Origin of the sequence: Cloacibacillus sp. (genome assembly GCA_036655895.1) — a bacterium.
Taxonomy (GTDB): domain Bacteria; phylum Synergistota; class Synergistia; order Synergistales; family Synergistaceae; genus JAVVPF01.
In genome coordinates this window covers 1-20881 of record JAVVPF010000028.1, presented here as the reverse complement: position 1 = coordinate 20881, position 20881 = coordinate 1, and the positions used below count along the sequence as shown (strand labels likewise).

Annotated in this window: 23 protein-coding genes; 17 read left to right on the top strand and 6 right to left on the bottom strand. The window is 56.8% G+C overall.

The genetic code is table 11. The features are described from left to right. Window positions 1-17 precede the first annotated feature (17 nt). The 7 genes from RRY12_09480 (at window position 18) to rpsI (ending at window position 4608) form a co-directional block, all read left to right on the top strand. Window positions 18-884, top strand: a complete 867-nt coding sequence (locus RRY12_09480; protein ID MEG2184898.1) for a hypothetical protein — start codon at window positions 18-20, stop codon at window positions 882-884. Beyond that, the gene (gene rph / locus RRY12_09475) at window positions 881-1645 is read left to right on the top strand and encodes a ribonuclease PH (GenBank protein MEG2184897.1); all 765 of its coding nucleotides are present in this window, start codon (window positions 881-883) and stop codon (window positions 1643-1645) included. Before RRY12_09480 ends, rph begins: the two co-directional genes overlap by 4 nt. Continuing rightward, on the top strand, window positions 1636-2241 hold the full coding sequence (gene rdgB, locus RRY12_09470) for an RdgB/HAM1 family non-canonical purine NTP pyrophosphatase (GenBank protein ID MEG2184896.1): 606 nt from the start codon (window positions 1636-1638) through the stop codon (window positions 2239-2241). Before rph ends, rdgB begins: the two co-directional genes overlap by 10 nt. A gap of 62 nt (window positions 2242-2303) precedes the next feature. Next, window positions 2304-2531: a preprotein translocase subunit SecG gene (gene secG / locus RRY12_09465; protein MEG2184895.1), complete on the top strand. Its 228-nt coding sequence runs from the start codon at window positions 2304-2306 to the stop codon at window positions 2529-2531. 12 nt (window positions 2532-2543) lie between these two features. Then, entirely contained in the window at window positions 2544-3587 is a 1044-nt protein-coding gene (locus RRY12_09460) for a nicotinate phosphoribosyltransferase (protein MEG2184894.1), read from the top strand. A gap of 166 nt (window positions 3588-3753) precedes the next feature. Next, complete coding sequence (gene rplM, locus RRY12_09455) at window positions 3754-4188, top strand: 50S ribosomal protein L13 (GenBank protein ID MEG2184893.1); 435 nt, start codon at window positions 3754-3756, stop codon at window positions 4186-4188. A gap of 18 nt (window positions 4189-4206) precedes the next feature. Beyond that, on the top strand, window positions 4207-4608 hold the full coding sequence (gene rpsI / locus RRY12_09450; GenBank protein MEG2184892.1) for a 30S ribosomal protein S9: 402 nt from the start codon (window positions 4207-4209) through the stop codon (window positions 4606-4608). Window positions 4609-4765: 157 nt separating this feature from the next. Here the strand turns inward: rpsI and RRY12_09445 are convergent, their stop codons facing one another. Next, window positions 4766-5329 (bottom strand): flavodoxin family protein, encoded by a 564-nt coding sequence (locus tag RRY12_09445; GenBank protein ID MEG2184891.1) that lies wholly within the window; start codon window positions 5327-5329, stop codon window positions 4766-4768. Window positions 5330-5498: 169 nt separating this feature from the next. Between RRY12_09445 and queD the strand changes: the two genes are divergently transcribed. The 8 genes from queD to recG are packed head-to-tail and all read left to right on the top strand — an operon-like array spanning window position 5499 to window position 12853. Next, window positions 5499-5870, top strand: coding sequence for a 6-carboxytetrahydropterin synthase QueD (queD, locus tag RRY12_09440; protein ID MEG2184890.1), 372 nt, complete (start codon window positions 5499-5501; stop codon window positions 5868-5870). Beyond that, window positions 5863-6636 carry a GTP cyclohydrolase FolE2 gene (folE2, locus tag RRY12_09435; protein MEG2184889.1) on the top strand — a complete coding sequence of 258 codons (774 nt, stop codon included), beginning with the start codon at window positions 5863-5865 and terminating at the stop codon, window positions 6634-6636. Before queD ends, folE2 begins: the two co-directional genes overlap by 8 nt. Continuing rightward, window positions 6636-7829, top strand: coding sequence for a class I SAM-dependent rRNA methyltransferase (locus RRY12_09430; protein MEG2184888.1), 1194 nt, complete (start codon window positions 6636-6638; stop codon window positions 7827-7829). The genes folE2 and RRY12_09430 overlap by 1 nt, the downstream gene beginning before the upstream one ends. Window positions 7830-7832: 3 nt before the next feature. Continuing rightward, a complete protein-coding gene (locus tag RRY12_09425; GenBank protein ID MEG2184887.1) occupies window positions 7833-8474 on the top strand; it encodes an HAD-IA family hydrolase in 642 nt (213 codons plus the stop codon). Window positions 8475-8480: 6 nt separating this feature from the next. Next, the gene (locus tag RRY12_09420) at window positions 8481-9416 is read left to right on the top strand and encodes an HlyD family efflux transporter periplasmic adaptor subunit (protein ID MEG2184886.1); all 936 of its coding nucleotides are present in this window, start codon (window positions 8481-8483) and stop codon (window positions 9414-9416) included. Further along, on the top strand, window positions 9410-10144 hold the full coding sequence (locus RRY12_09415; GenBank protein MEG2184885.1) for a YggS family pyridoxal phosphate-dependent enzyme: 735 nt from the start codon (window positions 9410-9412) through the stop codon (window positions 10142-10144). Before RRY12_09420 ends, RRY12_09415 begins: the two co-directional genes overlap by 7 nt. Then, a complete protein-coding gene (locus RRY12_09410) occupies window positions 10145-10783 on the top strand; it encodes a DivIVA domain-containing protein (protein ID MEG2184884.1) in 639 nt (212 codons plus the stop codon). Between the two features lie 21 nt (window positions 10784-10804). Continuing rightward, window positions 10805-12853, top strand: coding sequence for an ATP-dependent DNA helicase RecG (gene recG / locus RRY12_09405; protein ID MEG2184883.1), 2049 nt, complete (start codon window positions 10805-10807; stop codon window positions 12851-12853). Window positions 12854-12981: 128 nt separating this feature from the next. Here the strand turns inward: recG and RRY12_09400 are convergent, their stop codons facing one another. The 3 genes from RRY12_09400 to pepF all read right to left on the bottom strand — a co-directional run bounded on the left by RRY12_09400 (window position 12982) and on the right by pepF (window position 16573). Further along, window positions 12982-13578, bottom strand: a complete 597-nt coding sequence (locus tag RRY12_09400) for a nitroreductase family protein (protein MEG2184882.1) — start codon at window positions 13576-13578, stop codon at window positions 12982-12984. A 139-nt stretch (window positions 13579-13717) separates the two neighbouring features. Further along, window positions 13718-14650, bottom strand: a complete 933-nt coding sequence (locus tag RRY12_09395; protein MEG2184881.1) for an MBL fold metallo-hydrolase — start codon at window positions 14648-14650, stop codon at window positions 13718-13720. A gap of 69 nt (window positions 14651-14719) precedes the next feature. Continuing rightward, window positions 14720-16573, bottom strand: a complete 1854-nt coding sequence (gene pepF, locus RRY12_09390) for an oligoendopeptidase F (protein MEG2184880.1) — start codon at window positions 16571-16573, stop codon at window positions 14720-14722. A gap of 173 nt (window positions 16574-16746) precedes the next feature. Between pepF and RRY12_09385 the strand changes: the two genes are divergently transcribed. After that, the gene (locus tag RRY12_09385) at window positions 16747-17928 is read left to right on the top strand and encodes a MalY/PatB family protein (protein MEG2184879.1); all 1182 of its coding nucleotides are present in this window, start codon (window positions 16747-16749) and stop codon (window positions 17926-17928) included. Between the two features lie 15 nt (window positions 17929-17943). Then, on the top strand, window positions 17944-18729 hold the full coding sequence (locus RRY12_09380) for a fumarylacetoacetate hydrolase family protein (protein ID MEG2184878.1): 786 nt from the start codon (window positions 17944-17946) through the stop codon (window positions 18727-18729). A gap of 94 nt (window positions 18730-18823) precedes the next feature. Here the strand turns inward: RRY12_09380 and RRY12_09375 are convergent, their stop codons facing one another. Both RRY12_09375 and RRY12_09370 read right to left on the bottom strand, forming a co-directional pair. Beyond that, the gene (locus RRY12_09375; GenBank protein MEG2184877.1) at window positions 18824-19540 is read right to left on the bottom strand and encodes a response regulator transcription factor; all 717 of its coding nucleotides are present in this window, start codon (window positions 19538-19540) and stop codon (window positions 18824-18826) included. After that, on the bottom strand, window positions 19533-20881 hold a 1349-nt coding region (locus RRY12_09370; GenBank protein ID MEG2184876.1), incomplete at its 5' end, for an ATP-binding protein. The genes RRY12_09370 and RRY12_09375, both read right to left, overlap by 8 nt.

Here is a 20881-nt window from a genome sequence, read left to right as displayed (position 1 = left end):
ATGCTGGAGGATTATTGATGAAAGATTTTGATGGAAGAAAACGCCAGTTCGTCATACGTGACAGGAAAGACGACAACTATGACGACCCCGCGGTGAGCCGCAGAGGCTTTATGAAAGGCGGCCGCGCTGAAACGGAGGAGGCCGATGAGGCGCCGCGCGCGCCAAAGGTCAGAAAAAGCCTCCGCGAGCGTGAGATGGAAGAGGAAGAGGCGGCGCGCCGCTCAGTTCCCAGAGGACACTCCCGCAAGCGGTACGACGATTTTGAAGAGCCGGAAGAAGAACGTGAAGAACCGTCGTCAAAGGCGCCTAAGGTAGTTCGTATCTTTGCGTGGATAGCGCTCATGGCGATACTGTTCGCGGGCGGCTATCTTGCGGCCAACTATTTCTTCAGCTGGTCCGATAAAAAGGGCGGAGAACGCATAGGCAGCGTCTACGGAAGCGGCAGCGAGGTCAAAGAGGCGGAAAAGGGCGAAAGCGTAACGGCCGCCACCGGCGTCAAATATGTCATCTTCGTTCCCGACGGCGATCTTTTCAAGAGCCGCGAGATAGAGATAACGCGTGGAAATACGCGCGAAGAGGACATAAGCAAGGTCCTCTCCATGTACGTCGACAGCCTCAAAGAGATGAAGCTGCTGGATCCGGCGGTATCCGCTCAGGGACTGTACCAGAGCGGCGACTGGCTCTATGTTGACATGCCGCCCGCGTTCCAGAGTTCGTTAAAGGGCATAGGCAAGGCAAAGGCCCAGCAGGTGCTGAACGGCTTCGTAAAGACCGTCTCTGCAAATTTCCAGCCGATTTCTAAAATAAAATTTTACGCTAATTCCAAAGAGATACAGGATAAAGATCCTGTCGATCTCACGAAGCCCTGGGAGGGTTCCAAATGATGTACGGCCCAAGATTAGACGGCAGACCGCTTGAACAGATCCGCACTCTTACGTTTGAACGCGGCGTCAGCCGTTATGCGGAAGGCTCTGCGCTCGTGCGCTGCGGCAACACGCATGTGCTGTGCACCGCCTCCATCGACGAAAAGGTGCCGCCCTTCATGCGCGGCAACGGCGGCGGCTGGGTGACTGCGGAATATTCAATGCTCCCGCGCGCCACGCATCAGCGTTCGCTGCGCGACAGCAGCCGCGGCAAGGTCAACCCGCGTGCAAGCGAGATACAGAGGCTCATAGGCCGCTCGCTGCGCGCCGCGGTGTCTCTTGACAAGCTCGGCGAGCGCACCATCACAATAGACTGCGACGTCTTGCAGGCGGACGGCGGCACACGCACCGCGTCGATATCCGCCGGCTTCATCGCGCTCTTTGACGCTATGCGCTGGCTGCGCGACAACAAATGGCTCGACCGGATACCGCTCAAAAACCAGATAGCCGCGGTGAGCGTCGGCAAAGTGGCCAGCCTTTTGATGCTGGACCTCTGCTACGAAGAGGATTCTTCCGCTCAGGTCGACGCGAACCTCGTCATGACCGGCGCGGGTGACTTCATCGAACTGCAGGGCACCGGAGAGGGCGGTTCCTTCTCCATGGCGGAGCTTGCCGGAATAATCGACTTGGGTTGGAGCGGCATCTCCGAGATACAGCAGAAACAGCGCGACGCGCTTGAACTGACCGACGAAGAAAAGGCGCTCTTTGCCAAATGCTGCTGATATTGGCAAGCGGCAACCGAGGCAAATATAACGAAATGCGCGAGCTGCTTTCGCCATGCGGCGTAGAGCTTCTCTTTGGAGGAGAGATGCCGGCCCCTCTTGAAGTGGAGGAGACGGGAGACAGCTATCTAGAAAACGCCCTGCTCAAAGCCCGCGCCTGGTCGCTTGCGACCGGACTTCCGGCGCTTGCGGACGACAGCGGCATCGAGGTGCGCGCGCTTAACGGCGCGCCGGGCATCCACTCCGCGCGCGTAATAGACGGCAGCGACCGCGACAGGATGTTGTGGCTTGCCGCCCAGATGGAAGGAAAGAACGACCGCGCTGCGCGGTTTGCCTGTTCGATAGCCGTCGTCTTTCCCGACGCAAAAGAACCTCTTTCCATCACGGAATACTGTCCCGGCAGCATAGCAGACGCGCCCGCCGGGGTCTCCGGCTTCGGGTACGATCCGCTCTTCGTGCCGGACGGATATGATAAAACGTTTGCCGAGCTTGGAGACGAAATAAAAAATAAAATTTCTCATAGAGCAAAGGCGATAAAAGGTATAGCCGAAAGGCTGGTCTCTGTGGTAAAATCATACGCTGTACGCAGTATGTAAAATTACTAAGGCGAAGCAGTCGCCTTTGTCCTTTTATTTAGAAAATTTTGGAGGTGTGGCTTGTGAAAACCATTTTTGGTGTACTTCACATCCTAGTTTGTTTAGCTCTAATCGCCGTCGTAATGATGCAGCACAGAAAGACCGGCGGATTCTCCGGCTCCTTCGGCGGAGGCGGCACCCAGGCTGATATGGGCGGCACATGGCAGCGCATGACGGCGCTCACCAAGATAACCGCCTGTCTCATAGGCGCATTCATGGTCATCTCAATCATTCAGGTCGTCATCAGATAGCAGGGATATGATATGACCGTAAAACCTTTAGACAGCCAGAAGGATATTGCCTCGTTCAAACCGACGCCGGGGCGGCTTTTTTCAGCTACTCACGACGAGATACTAACGGGATGGACGACGGACATATATTTCCTTAAGACACGCGACGTTCTCCGGTCCGCGGGGCTGCTTGAGACGCCGGTGACGGCTGAGGTATTTACGCGCAAGGAAGGAACCTTTTCCGGCTCCGAAGAGGTGCTGAACCTCTTCCGCAGCCTTCCTGACCCGCCTCAGGTAGAGGCGCTTGAAGAGGGAGATAGCTTCGGTCCCAAAGAGGTGCTCATGCGTATCACAGGTACCTATGATTCCTTCGGGCTTTACGAAACGGTGCTGCTTGGAATGCTCGCTTCGTCAACAGGCTGGGCCACCGCCGCAAAAGAATGCGTAGAGGCCGCTGCGGGAAGAAACGTCCTCTGCTTCGGAGCGCGCCACGTCCATCCGGCTATCGCGCCGGTAATGGAGCGCGCGGCGAAGATCGCCGGATGCAGCGCGATGAGCTGCATACTTGCCGCGAAGCTCTGCGGTGAGGAACCAAAAGGCACTATTCCGCACGCAGCCATTCTGATGGTCGGCGACACTGTCAAGCTCGCGAAGCTCTACGACGCTCAGGTGCCAGCGGAGGAACCAAGAATAGTGCTAGTGGACACGTTCAAAGACGAAGCCGAAGAGACGCTTCGCGTGGCTGATGCGCTTGGCGGCAAGCTTTCCGGCATTCGGCTGGACACGCCGGGCGAACGCGGCGGCGTGACTCCCGATCTCGTTCGCGAGATACGCTGGAGGCTCGACAAGGCCGGCTTTGAAAAAGTACAAATAATCGCCACCGGCGGCCTCACTCCGGAACGCATCAAGATAATGAACGAGGCGGGAGCCGATGTTTACGGAGTAGGAAGCTACATAACGAACGGCGCTCAGCGCGATATGACGATGGACATCAAAATGGTGGACGGCAGACCCGTCGCAAAACGCGGCCGCCTTCCGGGGCTCATCCCCAACCCGAGACTTAAACGCGTTCTCTAACCCGCTTGCCGGCCTTCCCCCACGTTGTTCGGCAGGCGTCTTTCGCGGCCGCCCCAATGCTTCTTGAGAGGGCGTATGCCAGACCGCACGAAAGCAGGCAACAAGACGCTTTAGGAAAAATATAAAATAAAAATTTAAAGAAACATTCTCTTAAGGAGGAAGATCCATGATAGGTACACGTTCCTACATGGCCAAAGGTGAAGGAGTCGAGCGCAAGTGGTATGTACTCGACGCTTCAGAAAAGAACCTTGGCCGTCTCTCAGTTGAGGCAGCACGCATTCTTACAGGAAAGCACAAGCCCACATATACGCCCCACGTTGACACAGGCGATTTCGTCATAATCATCAACGCGGCTAAGGTCGGCCTTACAGGCAAAAAGCTGACGCAGTCGACGATCCAGAGGCACACCGGACATCCCGGCGGTCTTAAGACGCTCACATACAAGCAGGTGCTTGAGCGCCGTCCCGAGCAGCTCATCGAGCGCGTCATCTGGGGAATGCTTCCCAAGACGAAGCTCGGCCGCGACATGTACCGCAAGCTCAAGGTATACGCCGGCGAAGCGCATCCGCACGCGGCGCAGCAGCCCGAGAAGTTAGACTAAGGATAGGGGTGGAATAAAATGGCAGACAAAAAATCAGCTTTCCTCTGGGGCACAGGCAGAAGAAAGAACGCAATAGCCCGCGTCCGCATTTGCGAAGGCACAGGGCAGTTCCTCATCAACAATCGTGAAGTAAAAGACTACCTTCCCCGCGTCTACTGGGCGACACAGGCTATCCAGCCCGTTCAGGCCGCAGGCGTTGAAGGCAAGATCGACGTATTCGTGAACGCTCACGGCGGCGGTCTTACAGGTCAGGCCGGAGCTATCCGCATGGGCGTAGCCCGCGCGCTTCTGAAGCTCAACCCGAACCTTCGTCCCGTCCTCAAAAAGGCCGGCTTCCTCACGCGCGACTCCCGCATGGTAGAGCGCAAGAAGGTCGGACTCAAGGGCGCACGCGCGAACAAGCAGTTCTCAAAGCGTTAAAAAACCCGCCGAAGTTTTGTTCGGCAAGACAATACAAAAGCCCCGTTCTCTCGCAACAGGCGAGAGAACGGGGCTTTTGCTGTATTCTTTTATCGCGTCAGGCTGTGAAGGTCAGCACCCGCATAAAACGCGCGCGACAGGCCTCGCCGTCCGCGCCTTATAGATTTTTCCCCAGGTCGTACGCCTCAAAGAGGAACTTGCGGCCCTTGTCGGCCATGTCGGTCTTCGGATACATCGCGGGCGCGCAGATGATCCCGGCTATCGACCAGTCCGCGTAATTGCAGCAGCCCTTGAAGGAGGACTTGATGCCCTCAAAGCAGCTGTCGTCGTTGTCGCCGGCCACAGAAAGCAGCACCGCTTTTTTGCCTCTGAAGGTCTTCGGGCCGTCCTGCATGAAGTAGGGAAGCATTCTGTCCCATACCGGTTTGATCTGTGAGCTCCATGAATAGAAGTAGACTGGCGATACGAAGGCCAGCACGTCCGCCGCCTCCATATCAGGGTAGACTTTGTCCATATCGTCGTTCTGGACGCAGGGGGCGCCTGTGCTCCAACATTTGCGGCAGTCGACGCAGCCTTTCAGCGTAAGCGGCGCGAGGCGTACCTTCCTCACTTCATAGCCGGCTTCTTCCGCGCCCTTGGCGAGAGAGTCCGCCAACTGTTCGCTGTTGCCCTGGGCGCGCGGGCTTCCAAGCAGGATGGTCAAAACTTTTTTATCGCTCATAACAATTCTCCTCCTTGCTGCATAGGTATCCAATGTCTATATTATACGCTTTTGGCGGCGCGTAATCTCCCTCATTCTTATTTTTTATATATTTCATTTATTTACAGTCTACTAATCATTAGCTGCGTGGTACAATAAACACTATATATTCGCCCGGGAGGTTTTGTCGATGCTGTTGTGCCGTGACTTTAAATTTGATGCAGCGCATAATCTTATACATTATCATGGAAAGTGTGAACGTCTGCACGGGCATACCTACCATCTGAGGATCACGCTGGAAGGCGCTCCTGATTCAGAGGGGATGGTCTATGATTTTGTGGACCTTAAGAAGGCCGTAAACGAGCTGGTGCTTTCAAAGCTCGACCACGCCTACATAAACGATATCCTTCCGCAGCCTACCGCGGAGTATATCTCAATATGGATATTCAGACAGCTTGACGCCGCGCTTTCGCGCGACAACTGCCGCCTTTATTCTGTGAGGCTCTGGGAGACGGAAAGCTCTTCCGTCATCTGCCGCAGGGAGGATGCCGCCGATGCGTGACGTTCAGAATGAAACAGATACCAGACGCCTTGCGATAGACCGCGTAGGCATTCGGGACATTTCGTGGCCCATCTCCGTGCCGGACAGAACGAACGGGACGCAGGAGACCGTGGCCCAGGTGAGCCTTTCCGTCTCACTGCCGCAGGATTACCGAGGCACGCACATGAGCCGCTTTATAGAGGTCCTCAGCGCGCAGGAAAAGAGCGTCACCTTTCATAATATGGAGGGGCTGCTTTGCAGCCTTAAGGAACGCCTTAAGGCGCGCGACGCGCACACCATATTTTCTTTCCCATATTTCATTACAAAGACCGCGCCGGTGAGCGGAGCCAAAGGCCGCGTACGCTGCGACATACAGTTTGACGCAAAGCTCACAGACGACGTATTTGACCTTGTAACGACCGTGACGGCGCCTGTACAGACGCTATGCCCCTGTTCAAAGGAAATATCTGAATTTGGGGCGCACAATCAGCGCGCGCACGCCGAGATGGCTGTGCGTCTTTCAAATTTCGTCTGGCTTGAGGAACTTGTGCAGATGGCCGACGAATGCGCCTCGGCGCCAATTTACAGCCTGCTTAAGCGGGAAGATGAAAAATTTGTGACGGAGCTGGCCTACAGCAATCCACGCTTCGTAGAGGACTCAGTTCGGGAGCTTGCGTTAAAGATGCAGGCCGACGCCCGCGTAGTCTGGTACCGCGTCTCTGTGACAAGTCACGAGAGCATACACAATCACGATGCCTTTGCTGTAATAGAAAGGGACAAACGTTAATGACGGTTTCAAAAAAAGCAATGCGCCGCGCCGTGCTCAATGAGAGCGGCATCGAAAGGGTCAAGGCCCGTCATCCGTGGATTTTCCGCGGACATCTGAGCCAGGCCCCCTCATGCGCTCCGGGAGACATCGTCTCCTTTACGGATAGACGCGGGCAGATATTCGGCTGGGGACTGTGGAGCGACACAGCTCTCTGCATACGCGCTCTTTCCTTTGGCAGCCACGAGCCGAACCAGAAAGAGCTCCTTCGCAGGCGCATAGAATCGGCGCTCGACGTGCGCAAAAAATGGTGCCCCAACGATCAATCTTTCCGCTGGGTCCACGGCGAGGGAGACATGCTCCCCGGCATAACGGCAGACCTTTACGGCGACGTGCTCTCGCTCCAGCTTTCTGTCATGGGCTGGTACCGCCACGCTGAGGAGGTCGCGGCCACATTCCGCAAAGTAAAGAAACTCTCCGCGATAATCCTTCGCAACGACACGAAACATCTCGATAAAGAGGGCATACCGCACGAAATAAAACCGCTTCTTGGTGAAATGCCGGAAGGGCCTATCAAGGTGAAGATAGGCGATACGTTTGAGCTTGTAGACATCGCGGGCGGTCAGAAGACTGGCGCCTACCTCGACGTGCGCAACGTACCGGCGCTGCTTGACCCGCTCTACGCCGGAGCCGAAGTGCTAGACTGTTTCAGCTTCCAGGGCCATTTCGCGCTGCACGCGCTGAAAATGGGCGCGGCCTCCGTCACGGCCATCGACCAGTCTCAGCCCGCGCTCGACCGCGCGAAGGAAAACATGGCGCTGAACGACCTGCCGGACAAGACGGTCTTTCGCTGCGGCAACGCCTTTGACATCATGCGCGAAATGGACGCGGAGCGCAGGCGTTTTGACCTCGTCATAATGGACCCGCCGCCCTTCTCTCCGTCGCGTGACAAGCTGGACTCTGCGCGCCGCGGCTATAAGGAACTTGCAGTGCGCGGCTTTCGCAGACTCGAACAGGGAGGGCATCTCGCCTTCCTCTCATGCAGCCACGCCTTCACGCGCGACATGCTGCTTGATACTCTGAGAGACGCCGCAAAAGACGCGGAGAGGACATGCCGCGTCGTACACGAGATACACCAGCCTCAGGACCATCCAGCGCTGCTTGGAGTGCCTGAAACGGATTACCTCAAGGGTTTTGTAATGGGGGTAGAGTAACGAATGGCTACAGATATAGAAGCGGTGATTTTTGATTTTGACATGACGCTGGCCGACAGCAGCTACGCAATACATAAATGCACAAATCTGCTTGCCGCAGCCTACGGCCTGGCTACCGTCTCGCGTGAGGCGGTGCTTGCCGGCATAGGCCTTCCCATTGAAGACTGCTGGCAGCAGTACTGGGGCGACTATAAGGACGAGTGGATAGAATATTACCGGGCGCAATTTCGCGGAGTGGAGCAGGACGAGATCATCCTATTCCCGAACACGGAGGCGCTGCTTTCCAAGCTGCGCGCTGCTGGCATAAAGACCGGCGTCGTTTCAAACAGGCGTTTTGCGCGCAAGGTGCTTGATTCGACGAAGCTGACGCCGTTTATGGACGCGATCGTTGGGCTCGAAGACGTGACCAACGCGAAGCCGGACCCGGAGGCGCTTCTGCTCGGCATAGAACGTCTTGGCGTTTCTTGCGAAAAAACGCTCTACGTGGGCGACACCGACATCGACATGAAGACCGCGGCAGCGGCCGGAGTGCGCGGCGTGGGCATGACCACGGGAAATTTTGACGAGGACGGCCTTGCGGCGGCGGGCGCATGGCGCGTCTGCTCCGACCTTATAGAGATGGCGCCGCTTTGCGGGCTTAAATAAAAAAAGATGGTAAGACGCTTCGTCCCTGAAGGTAAAAAAAGGAATCTCCGCATCTCCTACTGGATAGGCGTCGTCATCATCGTAATCCTCTGGATCTGGGCCTTTAAGGAATATTTCGATCGCTATGAATACCTGCATCCTGAAATAACATGGGCTGTGCCCGGGATCGAGACGCAGGTCATAAAGGTGGACGGTCTTTTGCTGTGGAAGGAAAACGTGCTTCTGTCTCCGACAAACGGCGCGCTCAGCTATCCGCTGGGGCGCGGGCCTGTGCGCGTCGGGCGCGGCGCGGTCGTGGCGCGCGTCGGAGGACGCGAGGTGAAGGCCTATCAACAGGGCTATTTTGTAGCGGGGAAGGACGGACGCGAGTCAAAATGGCGTTATTCCGCTCTTTGGCCGGGCGACGGCAAACAGTTTAAAAAGCCGGTAAAGATCAACCTTTTTAACGACAATACGCAGGTCGCGCGCGGCCAGATAGTTGGCAAGATAATCGAACAGCCGCAGGAACTGCGCTTCATCGGCCTGATGCGGCCCGACGGCGACGTCGAGGAACAGCTGAAACGCAAAAAGGTAAAGATAAAATACGACATGGGCGACACCACCTCTATGGCGGATGTGCGAGTCACCCAGCAGACGGGGCCTCTTACAAAAATATACCTGACCATGCCGTGGTTCCCGCCTGACTTTGTAATGTCCAGAAACTACCAGCTTACAATAGACGCGGGGCAGACCGAAGGCGCGCTGGTGCCGTCTTCCGCGACAGTTGCCAAAGACGGTGTGCTTGGGGTATATCTCATTCGCGGCGCCCGCGTGGTTTTTGTCCCGATAGAGGGCAGGAAAATCGAAAACAACAGATTTATCGTGACGAAGGGCATTTCCGTGGGCGACGCCATAGTCGCGGACGCGTCGGAGGCCCGAGAGGGAAGGATCCAGCTATGGTGACGAACGTAAAAGAAAACATTGAAAAAATCAAGGCGGAGATCGCGGAGGCCGCGTCAAAGAGCGGGCGCTCGCCCTCTCAAATAAAACTGATGGGCGTCACGAAGTATCACCCAGTCGAACTGATGGTCGAAGCGGCAGGGCTGATAGACCTCATCGGAGAAAACCGCGTTCAGGAGGCGTACTCAAAGCGCGGCGAATGGCCCGAGGGTGTAAAAAGCTGCCCATGGCACCTCATAGGACACTTGCAGCGCAACAAGATACGGCGCGCGCTTGAATCTTTTCAGCTCATTGAAAGCATTGATTCGCTTGAGACGGCCGTCGCGCTCGATCGCGTACTCAACGAAGGAGATCATCTGCGCTTTCCGATTTTTATAGAGGTGAACATGTCGCGCGAGGCCGCAAAAAACGGCGTCGTACCGGAAGATGCCGAGGCGCTTATGCTCCATATTCTGAAGCATTGCCCGGCGCTTTCAATAGAGGGGCTCATGACAGTTGCGGCCAACACGGAAAACGAGACGGAACTGCGCGGCGCCTTCGGCGGCCTGCGAAAGCTGCGCGACAGCCTGAGCACGGCCACAGGCCTTGAGCTTCCTGAACTTTCAATGGGCATGAGCGGAGATTTCCGCACGGCGATAGAAGAAGGAAGCACCATCGTCCGTATAGGAAGCGCCATCTTCGGCGAACGCAGTTATGCTGAAACATCCTACCTGAAAAAGGAGTGTATATAAATGTCAGATCTTTTAACTTCGCTTGATGTTGTAAACCAGTCGTTCAAGAAGAGCCTTCGCGGTTACGACGCCACGGAGGTCGACGAGTTTCTCGACCATGTCGCGGAGACCCTCCAGAATTACAACCAGAAGAACAAAGAGCTGGAGCGTGAACTTGCCGCGAAACAGGAGAGCCTTGCGGAATTTGAGCGCATGAAGGACGTGCTCCATGAGGCGCTGCTGATGGCGCAGAAGAGCGCAGACGAGCGCGTAAAAAGCGCGCGAGACCAGGCAAATAAAATACTCTCCTCAGCGAAGGAAGAGGCGGAGAAGATCCGCGCCGAAGCCGCGCAGGAGGCCGAAGGACTGCGCTGCGGCGTCGCTCAGATAAAAAATATCCGCGAGATGTACGCGCAGGAGTTCCGCGGCATGCTTGCCAAGTTTGACGCTCAGCTCACTCAGTGCTTGACAGCCTCGGCTATGGCTGGTGCCGTAGAAAGCGTGCTTGAGGGAATGAACGAGACGGAATCGGCGGACGCGCCCTGCCCGGAAGAGGACGAAACTCCGCGCGCGCAGACGGGACGCAAAGATTTCGAGGCGGCCTGCGGCATACTCGGCGTTGACCCAAACGAACTCTTCGGCTCTGACCGCGCAAAATAGCGCGCGCCTCTCCTCCTCAGTTTGATAAAAACTCTGAAGGCGACGCCGGCATCGCCAATAACGAGCCTTAAAGGCGCAGGCCCCGGACGCTCCGCTAAGCTGGAACGGATGGGGCTTTGCACCGTCTATGACCTTCTTTATTTTTTCCCGCGCCGGTACGAGGACAGACGCCGCGTCACTAAAATATCGGAACTCGTGCCGGGCGCGCCATCCGTCGTCTTTGCCCGAGTCGTCTTTCTGGAAACCAGACGGCTTGTCGGCAACAACAAACTCATAACCACCTGCCGCCTGACAGACGGCACAGGCGAAATGGAGGCCGTGTGGTTCAACATACGCGGCCTCAATCGTATGCTGTGCGAAGGCGCGGAGGCCGCGCTCTTTGGAATGCCGCTCTTTCGCGGCTCCACGCTGCAGATGGCCTCTCCGGAATTTGCCGTGGGAGCGGCGCCCGAGGCCTTTGCGGGCATCGTTCCGGTCTATCCGCTTACGGAGGGGCTGACGCAGAAATGGCTGCGCCAGTTTACAAAAGACACGGCGGCGCGTTTTGCGCCGCTTCTTGAAGAACGCCTGCCCGCTTCGCTAATTGAAAAAAACAACCTTATGCCTATTGCGGCCGCAATATCCCAAATGCACGTTCCCGACTCGCCCGAAAGCTGGAAGGAGGCGCGGCGCAGGCTCGCCTACGAAGAACTCTTTACGCTTCAAGCGGCGCTTGCCGCGATGCGCGCCAAAAACTCCGAAAAAAACGCCGTCAAGGCCGCGCGCGGCCCAATATATGATGCGCTGATGAAATCTCTTCCCTTCACGCCGACCTCGGCGCAGACAAAGGCGATAGCGGAAATTTATGGAGACGCCTCACAGGGACGCCCAATGCGTCGTCTGCTCCAGGGCGACGTCGGCTGCGGTAAAAGTCTGGTCGCCGCAGCCTTTGCCGCGGGCCTCTGCGACAGCGGCGCGCAAACCGTCCTTCTTGCGCCGACGGAAACTTTGGCGGCTCAGCTTTACGCGGAGGCTGAAAAATATCTTGCGCCTCTTGGTGTAAGATGCGCTCTGCTCACCGCGTCGGTAAAGCCCGCCGCGCGCCGCGAGATACTTGCCGGCCTTGCGGACGGCGCGATAGAGGTAGCGGCAGGCACGCATTCGCTGCTCTCCGAAGAGGCGTCATTCCACATGCTGGGCGCCGCCATAATAGACGAGCAGCAGCGCTTCGGCGTGCGTCAGAGAGCTGCCCTCATCGAGCGCGCGCCGCGCGCCCACCTTCTTATGATGAGCGCTACCCCCATCCCCAGAACGACGGCGCAGACTATATACGGAGATCTTGAAATATCCGTAATAGACGAGATGCCGCCCGGCCGCACTCCCGTCGCCACCAGGATAATAACTTCACAACAGATGCCCGAACTGATGCGTTTTTTGATAAAAGAGACCGCATCGGGCGGCCGCACCTTTTGGATATGCCCGCGCGTTGAAGAAGATCCAGCGGCCGCGCTGCCCGCGGCGAAAAAACGTTTTGAGTGGCTGGTGAAAAAACTGCCGCCCATTCCCGCGTCGCTTATCCACGGCCAGATGGATTACGCGGAAAAAGAGGCGGCGCTTGATAAGTTCCGCGCAGGAGACGCCAAGATACTTGTCGGCACAACTGTGCTTGAAGTGGGAGTCAACGTGCCCGAGGCGAGCGTCATAATAATAGAGGCGCCGGAGCGTTACGGCCTCTCGCAGCTGCACCAGATGCGCGGCAGGGTCGGGCGCGGAAAAAGGCGCGGCCTCTGCGTGCTCATATCAGACGAGCAGCCGGCGCCGTCCAGACTTTCTCTGTTCGCACAGACGACGGACGGCTTTAAGATAGCGGAGGCGGACCTAGCCTTTCGCGGAGCGGGCGAGCTTACCGGAACGATGCAGCACGGAGCCCAGAGCTTCAAAGCGGCGGACCCAGTGAAGGACATAGACTTGGCACGGCAGGCAAAGGAAGACGTAGACTGGCTCATCCGCACAGAAGGCCTTGGGGCGGAAAAGCTCAAAGCTCTTGCAAACGACGCCTTCTTTGAGCAAAAAGAAAACCATGAAGCGTAGAGCCGGGCGCACCGATACCTCCCGGCGATAAACAAGGAGGACGATGCGGCATCGCCGACGCGTCCTCCTTGTGCGTGTAAAGTATCGTTAGTTGCGGCCAGATAAGAAAAGCCTGTTGCCGCTTTTTGCTATTTGACGGGATTTCCCCATTTTTCTTCGAAGACGAAGCTCTTAATGGGATTGCGTTCGCGCTGCGCGGTTTCTCGCGCCTTCAAATCGTCGTCCAGCATCTCGGGGCTGCCCTGGTATCCGACGGCGACGGCGGCGATAGGATCAAAATCGGCGGGCAGTCCGTATGTTTCACGGACGGCCTCGACAGAAAAGCCCGCCATCGGGTGCGCCTGCATGCCGAGGGCCGTCGCTTCAAGCAGCAGATTTTCAAGCGCAATGCCGCAGTCGTGTTTTGCCCATCTGTTTTCTTTTCCGTTATAGCTGAAATTATCCTCCGCCGCAAAGACGAGCAGAAGCTGCGCGTTCTTTGCCCATACCTGATTTGACGGCGCAAGACAATCCAGCATCTTCGCGAAGGCCTCCGCGTTCGCGCGCGGGGCGGCGATTATTCGCCACGGCTGCGCGTTGAAAGCGGAGGGCGCCCAGCGCGCCGCCTCAAATAATGAAAGCATATCCCCACGGCTCATCGCCTTGTCAGAAAAGGCGCGTGGACTCCACCTGTTGGCCGCTAAATCAAAAATCGCATGTTCCGCCGGCGCTCTGTTCTCCGCCATTTTGATCACTCCCGTTTATCTATTCTAATTTAAAATGTTTCTTGCTAACTCTTGCTAACGTTATTATAGATGAACTTCGGCAACTGTCAACGTAAAGAATACATATCGCGGCATAAAGTTTTTGCGCGTCCGCCGGCTGTCAACTGGCTCTTGCGGTTTTTGCGGCGTACCAGCAGGCGAGTCCCTGCGCGTTGAGCTCAGTGTCGATAGCAAGCGCGTTTTCGATGAAGGCGCGGTCCTTTTGGAGGCCGGTCCTTTGCGCGCAGTCTAAATAATGATCAAAGAGCGCGCGCTTTATTGAATCTTTATCGCCGCGCGACCTCGTCGCTATTTCGACATATTTTTCTATGTCGGCCTTTAACTGGGCGCCCGCTTTTTCAATGAAGCGAAGCTCGCCGAAGTGCGTAAGAAAAACGCTGCGCGGTTTTAGCGAAAGCACCGCGTCGATGGAGGCGCGGGCGTCGTCTGGTTCAAACTGCACCGGGGCGGCTGCGGGGAAGGCCCATTCGCCGCGGTGCATCCATTCGTAGGAGATGCCGAAGGCGTCTCCTGAAAAGAGCGCGCCAAGGCGGCTTATGAAAAAGACCATGTGATGCTTTGCGTGTCCTGCGGTGTGCAGGCAGCGCAGGCTTACGTCGCCAAGCGGCAGCTCAGTCCCGTCTTCCGGCGCGATGACGCGGGCTGCGTCCACCGGCAGTATCTCGCCGTAGAGCCGTTTTGTCTCGTCCTCGCCATAGACGGCCTTAACGCCCTCAATCAGTTTTTGCGGGTCGGTCATGTGGCGCGCGCCGCGCGGGTGGACCACCAGCGCGGCGTTTGGAAATTCGCGCATATAGGAGCCGGCTCCGCCCGCGTGGTCGAGGTGAACATGCGTGACGCAAAGATATTTTACACACTCTTTGTTTATTCCAAGCTCGCGCAGCGCTGAAAGCAGACGCGGCAGCGACGCGTTGTGCGCAGTCTCAATGACCGCGGCTTCGCCTCCGGCGCGCACGATATAGACCGCGGCGGCTCCGTCGTGCAGATAACCCGCGTCCACCGAAAAGATCCCATCTTTGAAGTCCGTGATCACATCAAGCCCTCACTTTCTTTTGTCTATGCCCTTATAGCGGCAGTTTCCCGTATGTGAATGTATTGGGGGCTACAGCAGCTCTTCCATTTCGTCAAGCGTCTCCGTGAACTGGCGCACTACGGCGTTTACCGGTTCCGGCGTGCTCATGTCGACTCCCGCTCCCTTTAGCAGCTCGATGGGATAGTCGGAGCCGCCCTTGGTGAGGAAGGCGAGGTATTTATCGCGCGCGGCCGCCCCGTTCTTTAAGATGCCTTCGGCAAGCGCCGTAGCGGCTGAGAAGCCCGTAGCGTACTGGTAGACGTAGAAGGGGCTGTAGAAGTGCGGTATGCGCGCCCATTCCATCTTCAGCGGTTCGTCTATCTTTATCATCTCTCCGTAATATTTCCTGTTCAGCTCGTACCAAAGCTGCTTGAGGCCGTCCGGCGTAGTGTCGCCGTCCTCCGCCGCGCGGCGGTGCGCCTCGCGTTCAAATGAGGCGAACATCGTTTGGCGGTAGACGGTCGTGCGTATATTTTCGAGCCTGCGGTTGAGCAGGTAGATGCGGCGTTTTTTGTCGGCCGTCTCCGAAAGCAGCCCGGAGAGAAAGAGCACTTCGTTCGTGGTGGAGGCCACCTCAGCCGTGAAGATACAGTAGTCCGCCGTGGCGAACGGCTGGTTTTTGCGCGAGTACCAGCTGTGCATCGAGTGCCCCATTTCGTGGACGAGCGTCATGACGTCGTTTAAATTATTTGTGTAGTTCATGAATATATAGGGATGAGTGCCGTAGCTGCCCCATGAGTAGGCGCCGCTGCGTTTGCCGCGGTTCGGGAAGACGTCGGCCCAGCCCTCCTCCAGCCCCGCCTTCACCTGCGCCAGATACGCGCCGCCAAGCGGTTCAAGCCCCTTGTACATCATGCGCTGCGCCTCGCTCCACGATACGGCGCCGAACGGGTCGTGTGAAAGCGGCACATAAAGGTCGTACATGTGCAGCTCGCTTACGCCGAGTATTTTTTTGCGCAGCTTCATGTAACGGTACATAGGAGCCAGGTTCGTCTCTATGGAATCGACCAGGCTGTCGTAGACGGAGATGGGAATGTTGTTGCCGTCGAGCGCCTCCGCGAGAGGCGACTCGTATTTGCGGCAGCCGGCGTAGAACTTCGAGCTTTTCAGCATTCCGTCGAAGGTGGCGCCCAGCGTGTTTTTCATCTCAGAGTACGGCTTGTAGAGCGAGGCGAAGGCGGCGCGGCGCACTGAGCGCTTTGGCGAGCGCAGGTAGGAGACGGCGCGTTCCTCTGAAAGCTCCACCTTTTCGCCCTTTTCGTCTCGTATCGACGGGAATTTCATATCCGCGTTCGTCAGCATTGAGAAGGTGTTGTCGGCGATGCCCGCCATATCGCCCGTGCGCGCAATTATCCTCTCTTCCGCCTCTGTGAGCACGTGCGGCTTCTGCCGCAGTATCTCGCGCAGCATGAAAGAATATTCCGCAAGCTCGGGCGACGCGGTGAAGCTCGTAAGTTTATCCTCCGGCATCTCCAGTATCTCGGGCGTGATGTAACTCTCCTCTGCGGAAAACTCCACGGAGAGCGCGGAGACGCGGTTTGCCGGCCCTTGGCACGCGGAGTCTCCCGTGTCTTCGTGGCTCTTCATGTTCGCGTAGACGAAGAGCTTTCCAAGCGTGATCGAAAGTTCCTCGCGCAGTTTGAAGAGCTGCGCAAGACGCTCCGGCGACTGCGAGAGCGTGCCTTTGTATTGCGCTATCTCGGGCAGGCGTTCCTTTATCTTTGCGAAGTCCTCTTCCCAGCTCTTTTGCGATGGGTAAATATCGCATAGCTTCCATTTATATTCCGCGGGCACCGCCTGACGGTCCGGCAGCGACGCGCCGCCTCCAAGTTCAAGCTCAAGCGCCTCTTCCTTTGATTTTCCGCTCTTGTGTTCTTTTGACATCTATATATCCTCCCGATTCCTGTGATCAGTTATTGTTTTACATCCGCCTTATATTTTACCTCAATTCAGCATTGATTAATGCTTGCATATCCGTCCGTTTAAGCGGAAAATAGAACAGGTATAATCAATGAGCGCGCCGGACTGCTCACAGGCGCGTAAAAGGAGAGTTCACGATGAAATACGACTTCGATAAATATTTGGAAAGACGCGGGACGGACTGCGAAAAGTGGGACGGCCTCAAGGACGACTTCGGACGCACAGACCTGCTTGCGATGTGGGTGGCAGACATGGATTTCCCAGCGCCGCCCGAGGTGCTTGAGGCGCTGCGCAAAAAATTAGAGCACGGCGCGCTCGGCTACCCGATGGCGACAGATTCTCTGAAAGAGGCGATCAAAAATTGGGAGAGCTCGCATTACGGATGGGATTTCGAGTGTGAGGCCATAAGCTGGGCGCCCGGCGTCGTGGCGGGCCTTTCTTTCGCCGTCATGGGCCTTACAAAGCCCGGAGACCAGATAATAATACAGACGCCCGTCTATATGCCCTTTTATAGGACCGTCCGCGAGGCGGGCCGTATAATAGCACCAAACCCGCTGAAATACGAAAACGGCCGCTACACGATGGACTTTGACGGTCTTGAAAAAATGATCACGCCGACCTGCCGCACGCTGATTTTGTGCAGCCCGCACAACCCCGTGGCTCGCGTGTGGAGCCGCGGAGAGCTTGAGCGGCTGGCCGACATCGCGGTCCGCAAAAATATGATAATAATTTCCGACGAAATACATCAGGACCTCGTCTACAGCGACGCAAAACATATCTGCATAGCGTCGCTGCCCGGCATGGACAAGCGCACCGTCACCTTCATCGCGCCCAGCAAGACCTTCAACATAGCGGGCCTCAAAGCTTCAGTCGCGATAATCCAGAACGAACTGCTGCGCGGGATATATGTCTCCGTGCTTGAGCGCTTCCATCTCAACTCCCTGAACATCATGGGCCTTGCCGCGATGGAGGCCGCCTACGGTCAGTGCGGCGAATGGCACAAAGAGCTTGTCGCCTACCTTGAAGGAAACCGCGACTACATGGAGGCCTTCATGAAAGAGCGTATGCCGAAGGCGCACATGGATCACCCTGAGGGCACCTATATCTTCTGGATCGACTTCCGCGGCTACGGCTTCAATGAAGAGCGGCTTACGGACTTCCTCGTAAACGAGGCTAAAGTGGCGCTTGACCCGGGCACGTGGTTCGGCGTGGAGGGCGACGGCTTTGCGCGGCTCAACATCGGAACAACACGCGCGCAGCTCAAAGAGGGACTTGAGCGCATAGCTGACGCGCTCGACAAAAGAGAAGGCAAAAAGTAGGGGACGGTGAACGTGATGACATTAAAAAAAGAAGCGCCTGTCCGTTTTTGTCGTTTTATGGTGGAAGGCCGCCAGTACAGCGGGACTTTGCGCGGGACTTCGGTCGATATAACAGAAGGGGATCCGTTTAAGGGCGGTCTTTCACCCATACGCCTCAGCTATCCAGCGGAGCGCGTGAAATTCCTGCCTCCGTTTTCACCCAAAAAGCTCTGGTGCATCGGCCGCAACTATGTCGGCCATGTGCGCGAGCTAGAGCACGACATACCGGCGGAACCGCTCGTCTTTTTAAAGGCGGCCTCCGCCGTCATCGGCGCGGCCGATTTTATCCGCATACCGACCTGGGCCGGCCCGATACACTATGAGGGCGAGCTCGCCGTCGTCATCGGACGCGGCGGCAAGAACATCAGCGAGGACGAGGCGCTGGACCACGTGCTCGGATACACTATAATGAACGACGTCACCGCCCGCGCGCTGCAAAACAAAGACGGACAGTGGACGCGCGCAAAGAGCTTTGACACCTTCGCGCCGCTCGGCCCAGCGCTGCTTTTGACAAACGAGCTGCCGCAGGAGACGCGCGTCGTGACGCGCCTCAACGGAAAAACCGTGCAGGACGGCGCTATATCGCAGATGATTTTCCCAATACCGCGCCTCATCTCGCACATCAGCCGCTTTGCCGCGCTTGAGGAGGGCGACGTCATCTCCACCGGCACCCCGCAGGGCGTAGGCGAGATAAAGCCCGGCGACCTCATAGAGGTAGAGATAGAGCAGATAGGAAAACTAAGAAACATCTGCGCTGAATAAATAATAAAAAATAATAAAAATAGGCGGAGCCTTTTATTTAGCTCCGCCTTTGCTGTATCTTGTCGTGCCTTCCGCGAAAAGGCGGCGAGGCTATTTACTGCTGGTTCTCGTTCTGTGTCCGCAGCATACGATAGCCTATGCCTATGTGCGTCTGTATGTATTTTGGCTCGGACGGCACCGGCTCTATCTTTTTTCGAAGCGTCGCCATGAAGACGCGCAGAGACGGAGTGTCGGAAGGAAAGGCGCTGCCCCAGAGTTTTTTTAAAATGAAGTTGTGAGTCAGAACCTTGCCCGTGTTCTGCGCAAGCAGACAGAGCAGTTTGTATTCCATCGGCGTCAGGTGTATCTCCTCTTCGCAGACAAAGGCGCAGCCGGCCGCATAGTCTATAGTAAGCGCGCCATTTTTGTACAGCGAAGCGTCGTTGCCCTTTTTTTCTCCGTCAAAGAGCACGCGGCGCAAAGCGACGCGCAGCCGGGCAAGCAGTTCGTCCACGCTGAACGGCTTCGTCAGATAGTCGTCCGCGCCGGCGTCAAGCGCCTCCACCTTGTCCGCGTCCTCGCTGCGCGCGCTCACCACTATTATTGGCACGGCGCTCCAGCCCCGCACCTTTTTTATTATATCCACGCCGTCCATGTCAGGCAGGCCGAGGTCCAGCAATATCACTTCAGGCTGGCACGAAAGCGCCTCAAGCACCCCGGCCGCGCCGGTCCTGGCCGTCTTGTATTGGTATCCCTGTGTTTCCAGCGTCGTCGTCATCAGATTCAAGATGGCGCCGTCATCCTCTATCACCAATATCTGCGGTCTATTCATAACTATGCACCTCCGCCGCTTTTAATGTGAACGCAAATTCCGTGCCGTGCGGCGCATGATCCCGCACCGATATTTTTCCTCCGTGGGCCTCTACGATGGATCTGCATATAGAAAGCCCTAGCCCGAGTCCTCTTCGGCTGTCCGTGCGCGCGCCGCCGGCCGTGTAAAACATTTCAAAGAGCCGTTTCTTCGCTTCGTCCGGGATGCCCGGGCCGTCGTCCGTCACTGTGACCACTATCCTGCGTCCCTCTTTTTTCGCGCCCAGACGAATCAAGGAGCCTGACGGCGTATATTTTACCGCGTTGTTCAGCAGGTTGACTACGACCTGAACGATGAGATGCGCGTCCATTTGCGCCATAAGCAGCTCGTCGTCCACATGGACGCTTATTTTATGCTCTGCGGCATGGCGGTCTAGGTGTTTCATGGCCTCGCGGAAGACGTCGCCCAGCAGCTCTGGCTCGATGGCGAGGCTCAATTTACCGTTTTCCGTCTTTGTTACGGAGAGCAGGTTTTCCACCAGGTTGATTAGCCACATGGAATCGTCGTAGATGTCCGTGCACAGTTTTTTTCTCTTTTCTTCGTCCAGCACGGCGGAGTTTGTCATTAAGATGCTGGCGCTTCCTGATATGCTGGTGAGCGGCGTGCGCAGATCGTGCGATATTGCGCGAAGAAGGTTTGCGCGAAGCTGTTCCTGGCGCGCGTTCATCTCAATGGTTTTTTTCTCTTCGCGCAGGCTCTGCCTCTCAAGCGCCAGCCCTCCTTCGCCGAGTATGGCGAGCAGAAGGTTCTTATCATAGGCATCAATGGCGCGCGCAGCGCTTCCCATATATACGCCGGCTACGGCAAATACCCCCTCCTGCCCTCTGAGCGCCAGATAAAGGCACTTTGCGCAGGGCAGAGTATTTGTCGTGGCTCCGGCGTGTTTGTTGTTTTTGAAGACCCATTCGGCCGCGCCCTTTTCTTCTTCTGCGCGGGCTTCCGCGGGAAATTCCTCGTTTTGCCGCGCGAAGCAGACGGGGCGTCCCAAATGGCCGTCCGCCTCCGCAGTGTAAAAGAGCACAGGGCGCTCCAGCAGTTTTTGCAGCTGCTCCGCAGTAACCTCCAAAATTTCCCGCACGCTGTCGGCCTTTTGAAGTTTTTGACTCGTCGTAAGCAGCACCTCCGTTCGGTAGGCCTTCTGCGCCGCAAGTTTACTCTGACCTTTGACGCGGAGGACGAGCGAGGTGGCGAGGCACGATGAGAGGAACATGACGGCGAAGGTGACGGGGTAGCCGGCGTCGTAAGCCGCGAGCGTGAACCTTGGCTCCGTGAAGAAGAAATTGAAGAAGAGCACGCTTATGA

What these genes read in the sequence shown, in the direction of transcription:
- RRY12_09480 (MEG2184898.1), top strand. Translation starts at nt 18, where the DNA reads ATGAAAGATTTTGATGGAAGAAAACGCCAGTTCGTCATACGTGACAGG.
- rph (MEG2184897.1), top strand. Translation starts at nt 881, where the DNA reads ATGATGTACGGCCCAAGATTAGACGGCAGACCGCTTGAACAGATCCGC.
- rdgB (MEG2184896.1), top strand. Translation starts at nt 1,636, where the DNA reads ATGCTGCTGATATTGGCAAGCGGCAACCGAGGCAAATATAACGAAATG.
- RRY12_09460 (MEG2184894.1), top strand. Translation starts at nt 2,544, where the DNA reads ATGACCGTAAAACCTTTAGACAGCCAGAAGGATATTGCCTCGTTCAAA.
- rplM (MEG2184893.1), top strand. Translation starts at nt 3,754, where the DNA reads ATGATAGGTACACGTTCCTACATGGCCAAAGGTGAAGGAGTCGAGCGC.
- rpsI (MEG2184892.1), top strand. Translation starts at nt 4,207, where the DNA reads ATGGCAGACAAAAAATCAGCTTTCCTCTGGGGCACAGGCAGAAGAAAG.
- RRY12_09445 (MEG2184891.1), bottom strand. Translation starts at nt 5,329, where the DNA reads ATGAGCGATAAAAAAGTTTTGACCATCCTGCTTGGAAGCCCGCGCGCC.
- queD (MEG2184890.1), top strand. Translation starts at nt 5,499, where the DNA reads ATGCTGTTGTGCCGTGACTTTAAATTTGATGCAGCGCATAATCTTATA.
- folE2 (MEG2184889.1), top strand. Translation starts at nt 5,863, where the DNA reads ATGCGTGACGTTCAGAATGAAACAGATACCAGACGCCTTGCGATAGAC.
- RRY12_09430 (MEG2184888.1), top strand. Translation starts at nt 6,636, where the DNA reads ATGACGGTTTCAAAAAAAGCAATGCGCCGCGCCGTGCTCAATGAGAGC.
- RRY12_09425 (MEG2184887.1), top strand. Translation starts at nt 7,833, where the DNA reads ATGGCTACAGATATAGAAGCGGTGATTTTTGATTTTGACATGACGCTG.
- RRY12_09420 (MEG2184886.1), top strand. Translation starts at nt 8,481, where the DNA reads ATGGTAAGACGCTTCGTCCCTGAAGGTAAAAAAAGGAATCTCCGCATC.
- RRY12_09415 (MEG2184885.1), top strand. Translation starts at nt 9,410, where the DNA reads ATGGTGACGAACGTAAAAGAAAACATTGAAAAAATCAAGGCGGAGATC.
- RRY12_09410 (MEG2184884.1), top strand. Translation starts at nt 10,145, where the DNA reads ATGTCAGATCTTTTAACTTCGCTTGATGTTGTAAACCAGTCGTTCAAG.
- RRY12_09400 (MEG2184882.1), bottom strand. Translation starts at nt 13,578, where the DNA reads ATGGCGGAGAACAGAGCGCCGGCGGAACATGCGATTTTTGATTTAGCG.
- pepF (MEG2184880.1), bottom strand. Translation starts at nt 16,573, where the DNA reads ATGTCAAAAGAACACAAGAGCGGAAAATCAAAGGAAGAGGCGCTTGAG.
- RRY12_09385 (MEG2184879.1), top strand. Translation starts at nt 16,747, where the DNA reads ATGAAATACGACTTCGATAAATATTTGGAAAGACGCGGGACGGACTGC.
- RRY12_09380 (MEG2184878.1), top strand. Translation starts at nt 17,944, where the DNA reads ATGACATTAAAAAAAGAAGCGCCTGTCCGTTTTTGTCGTTTTATGGTG.
- RRY12_09375 (MEG2184877.1), bottom strand. Translation starts at nt 19,540, where the DNA reads ATGAATAGACCGCAGATATTGGTGATAGAGGATGACGGCGCCATCTTG.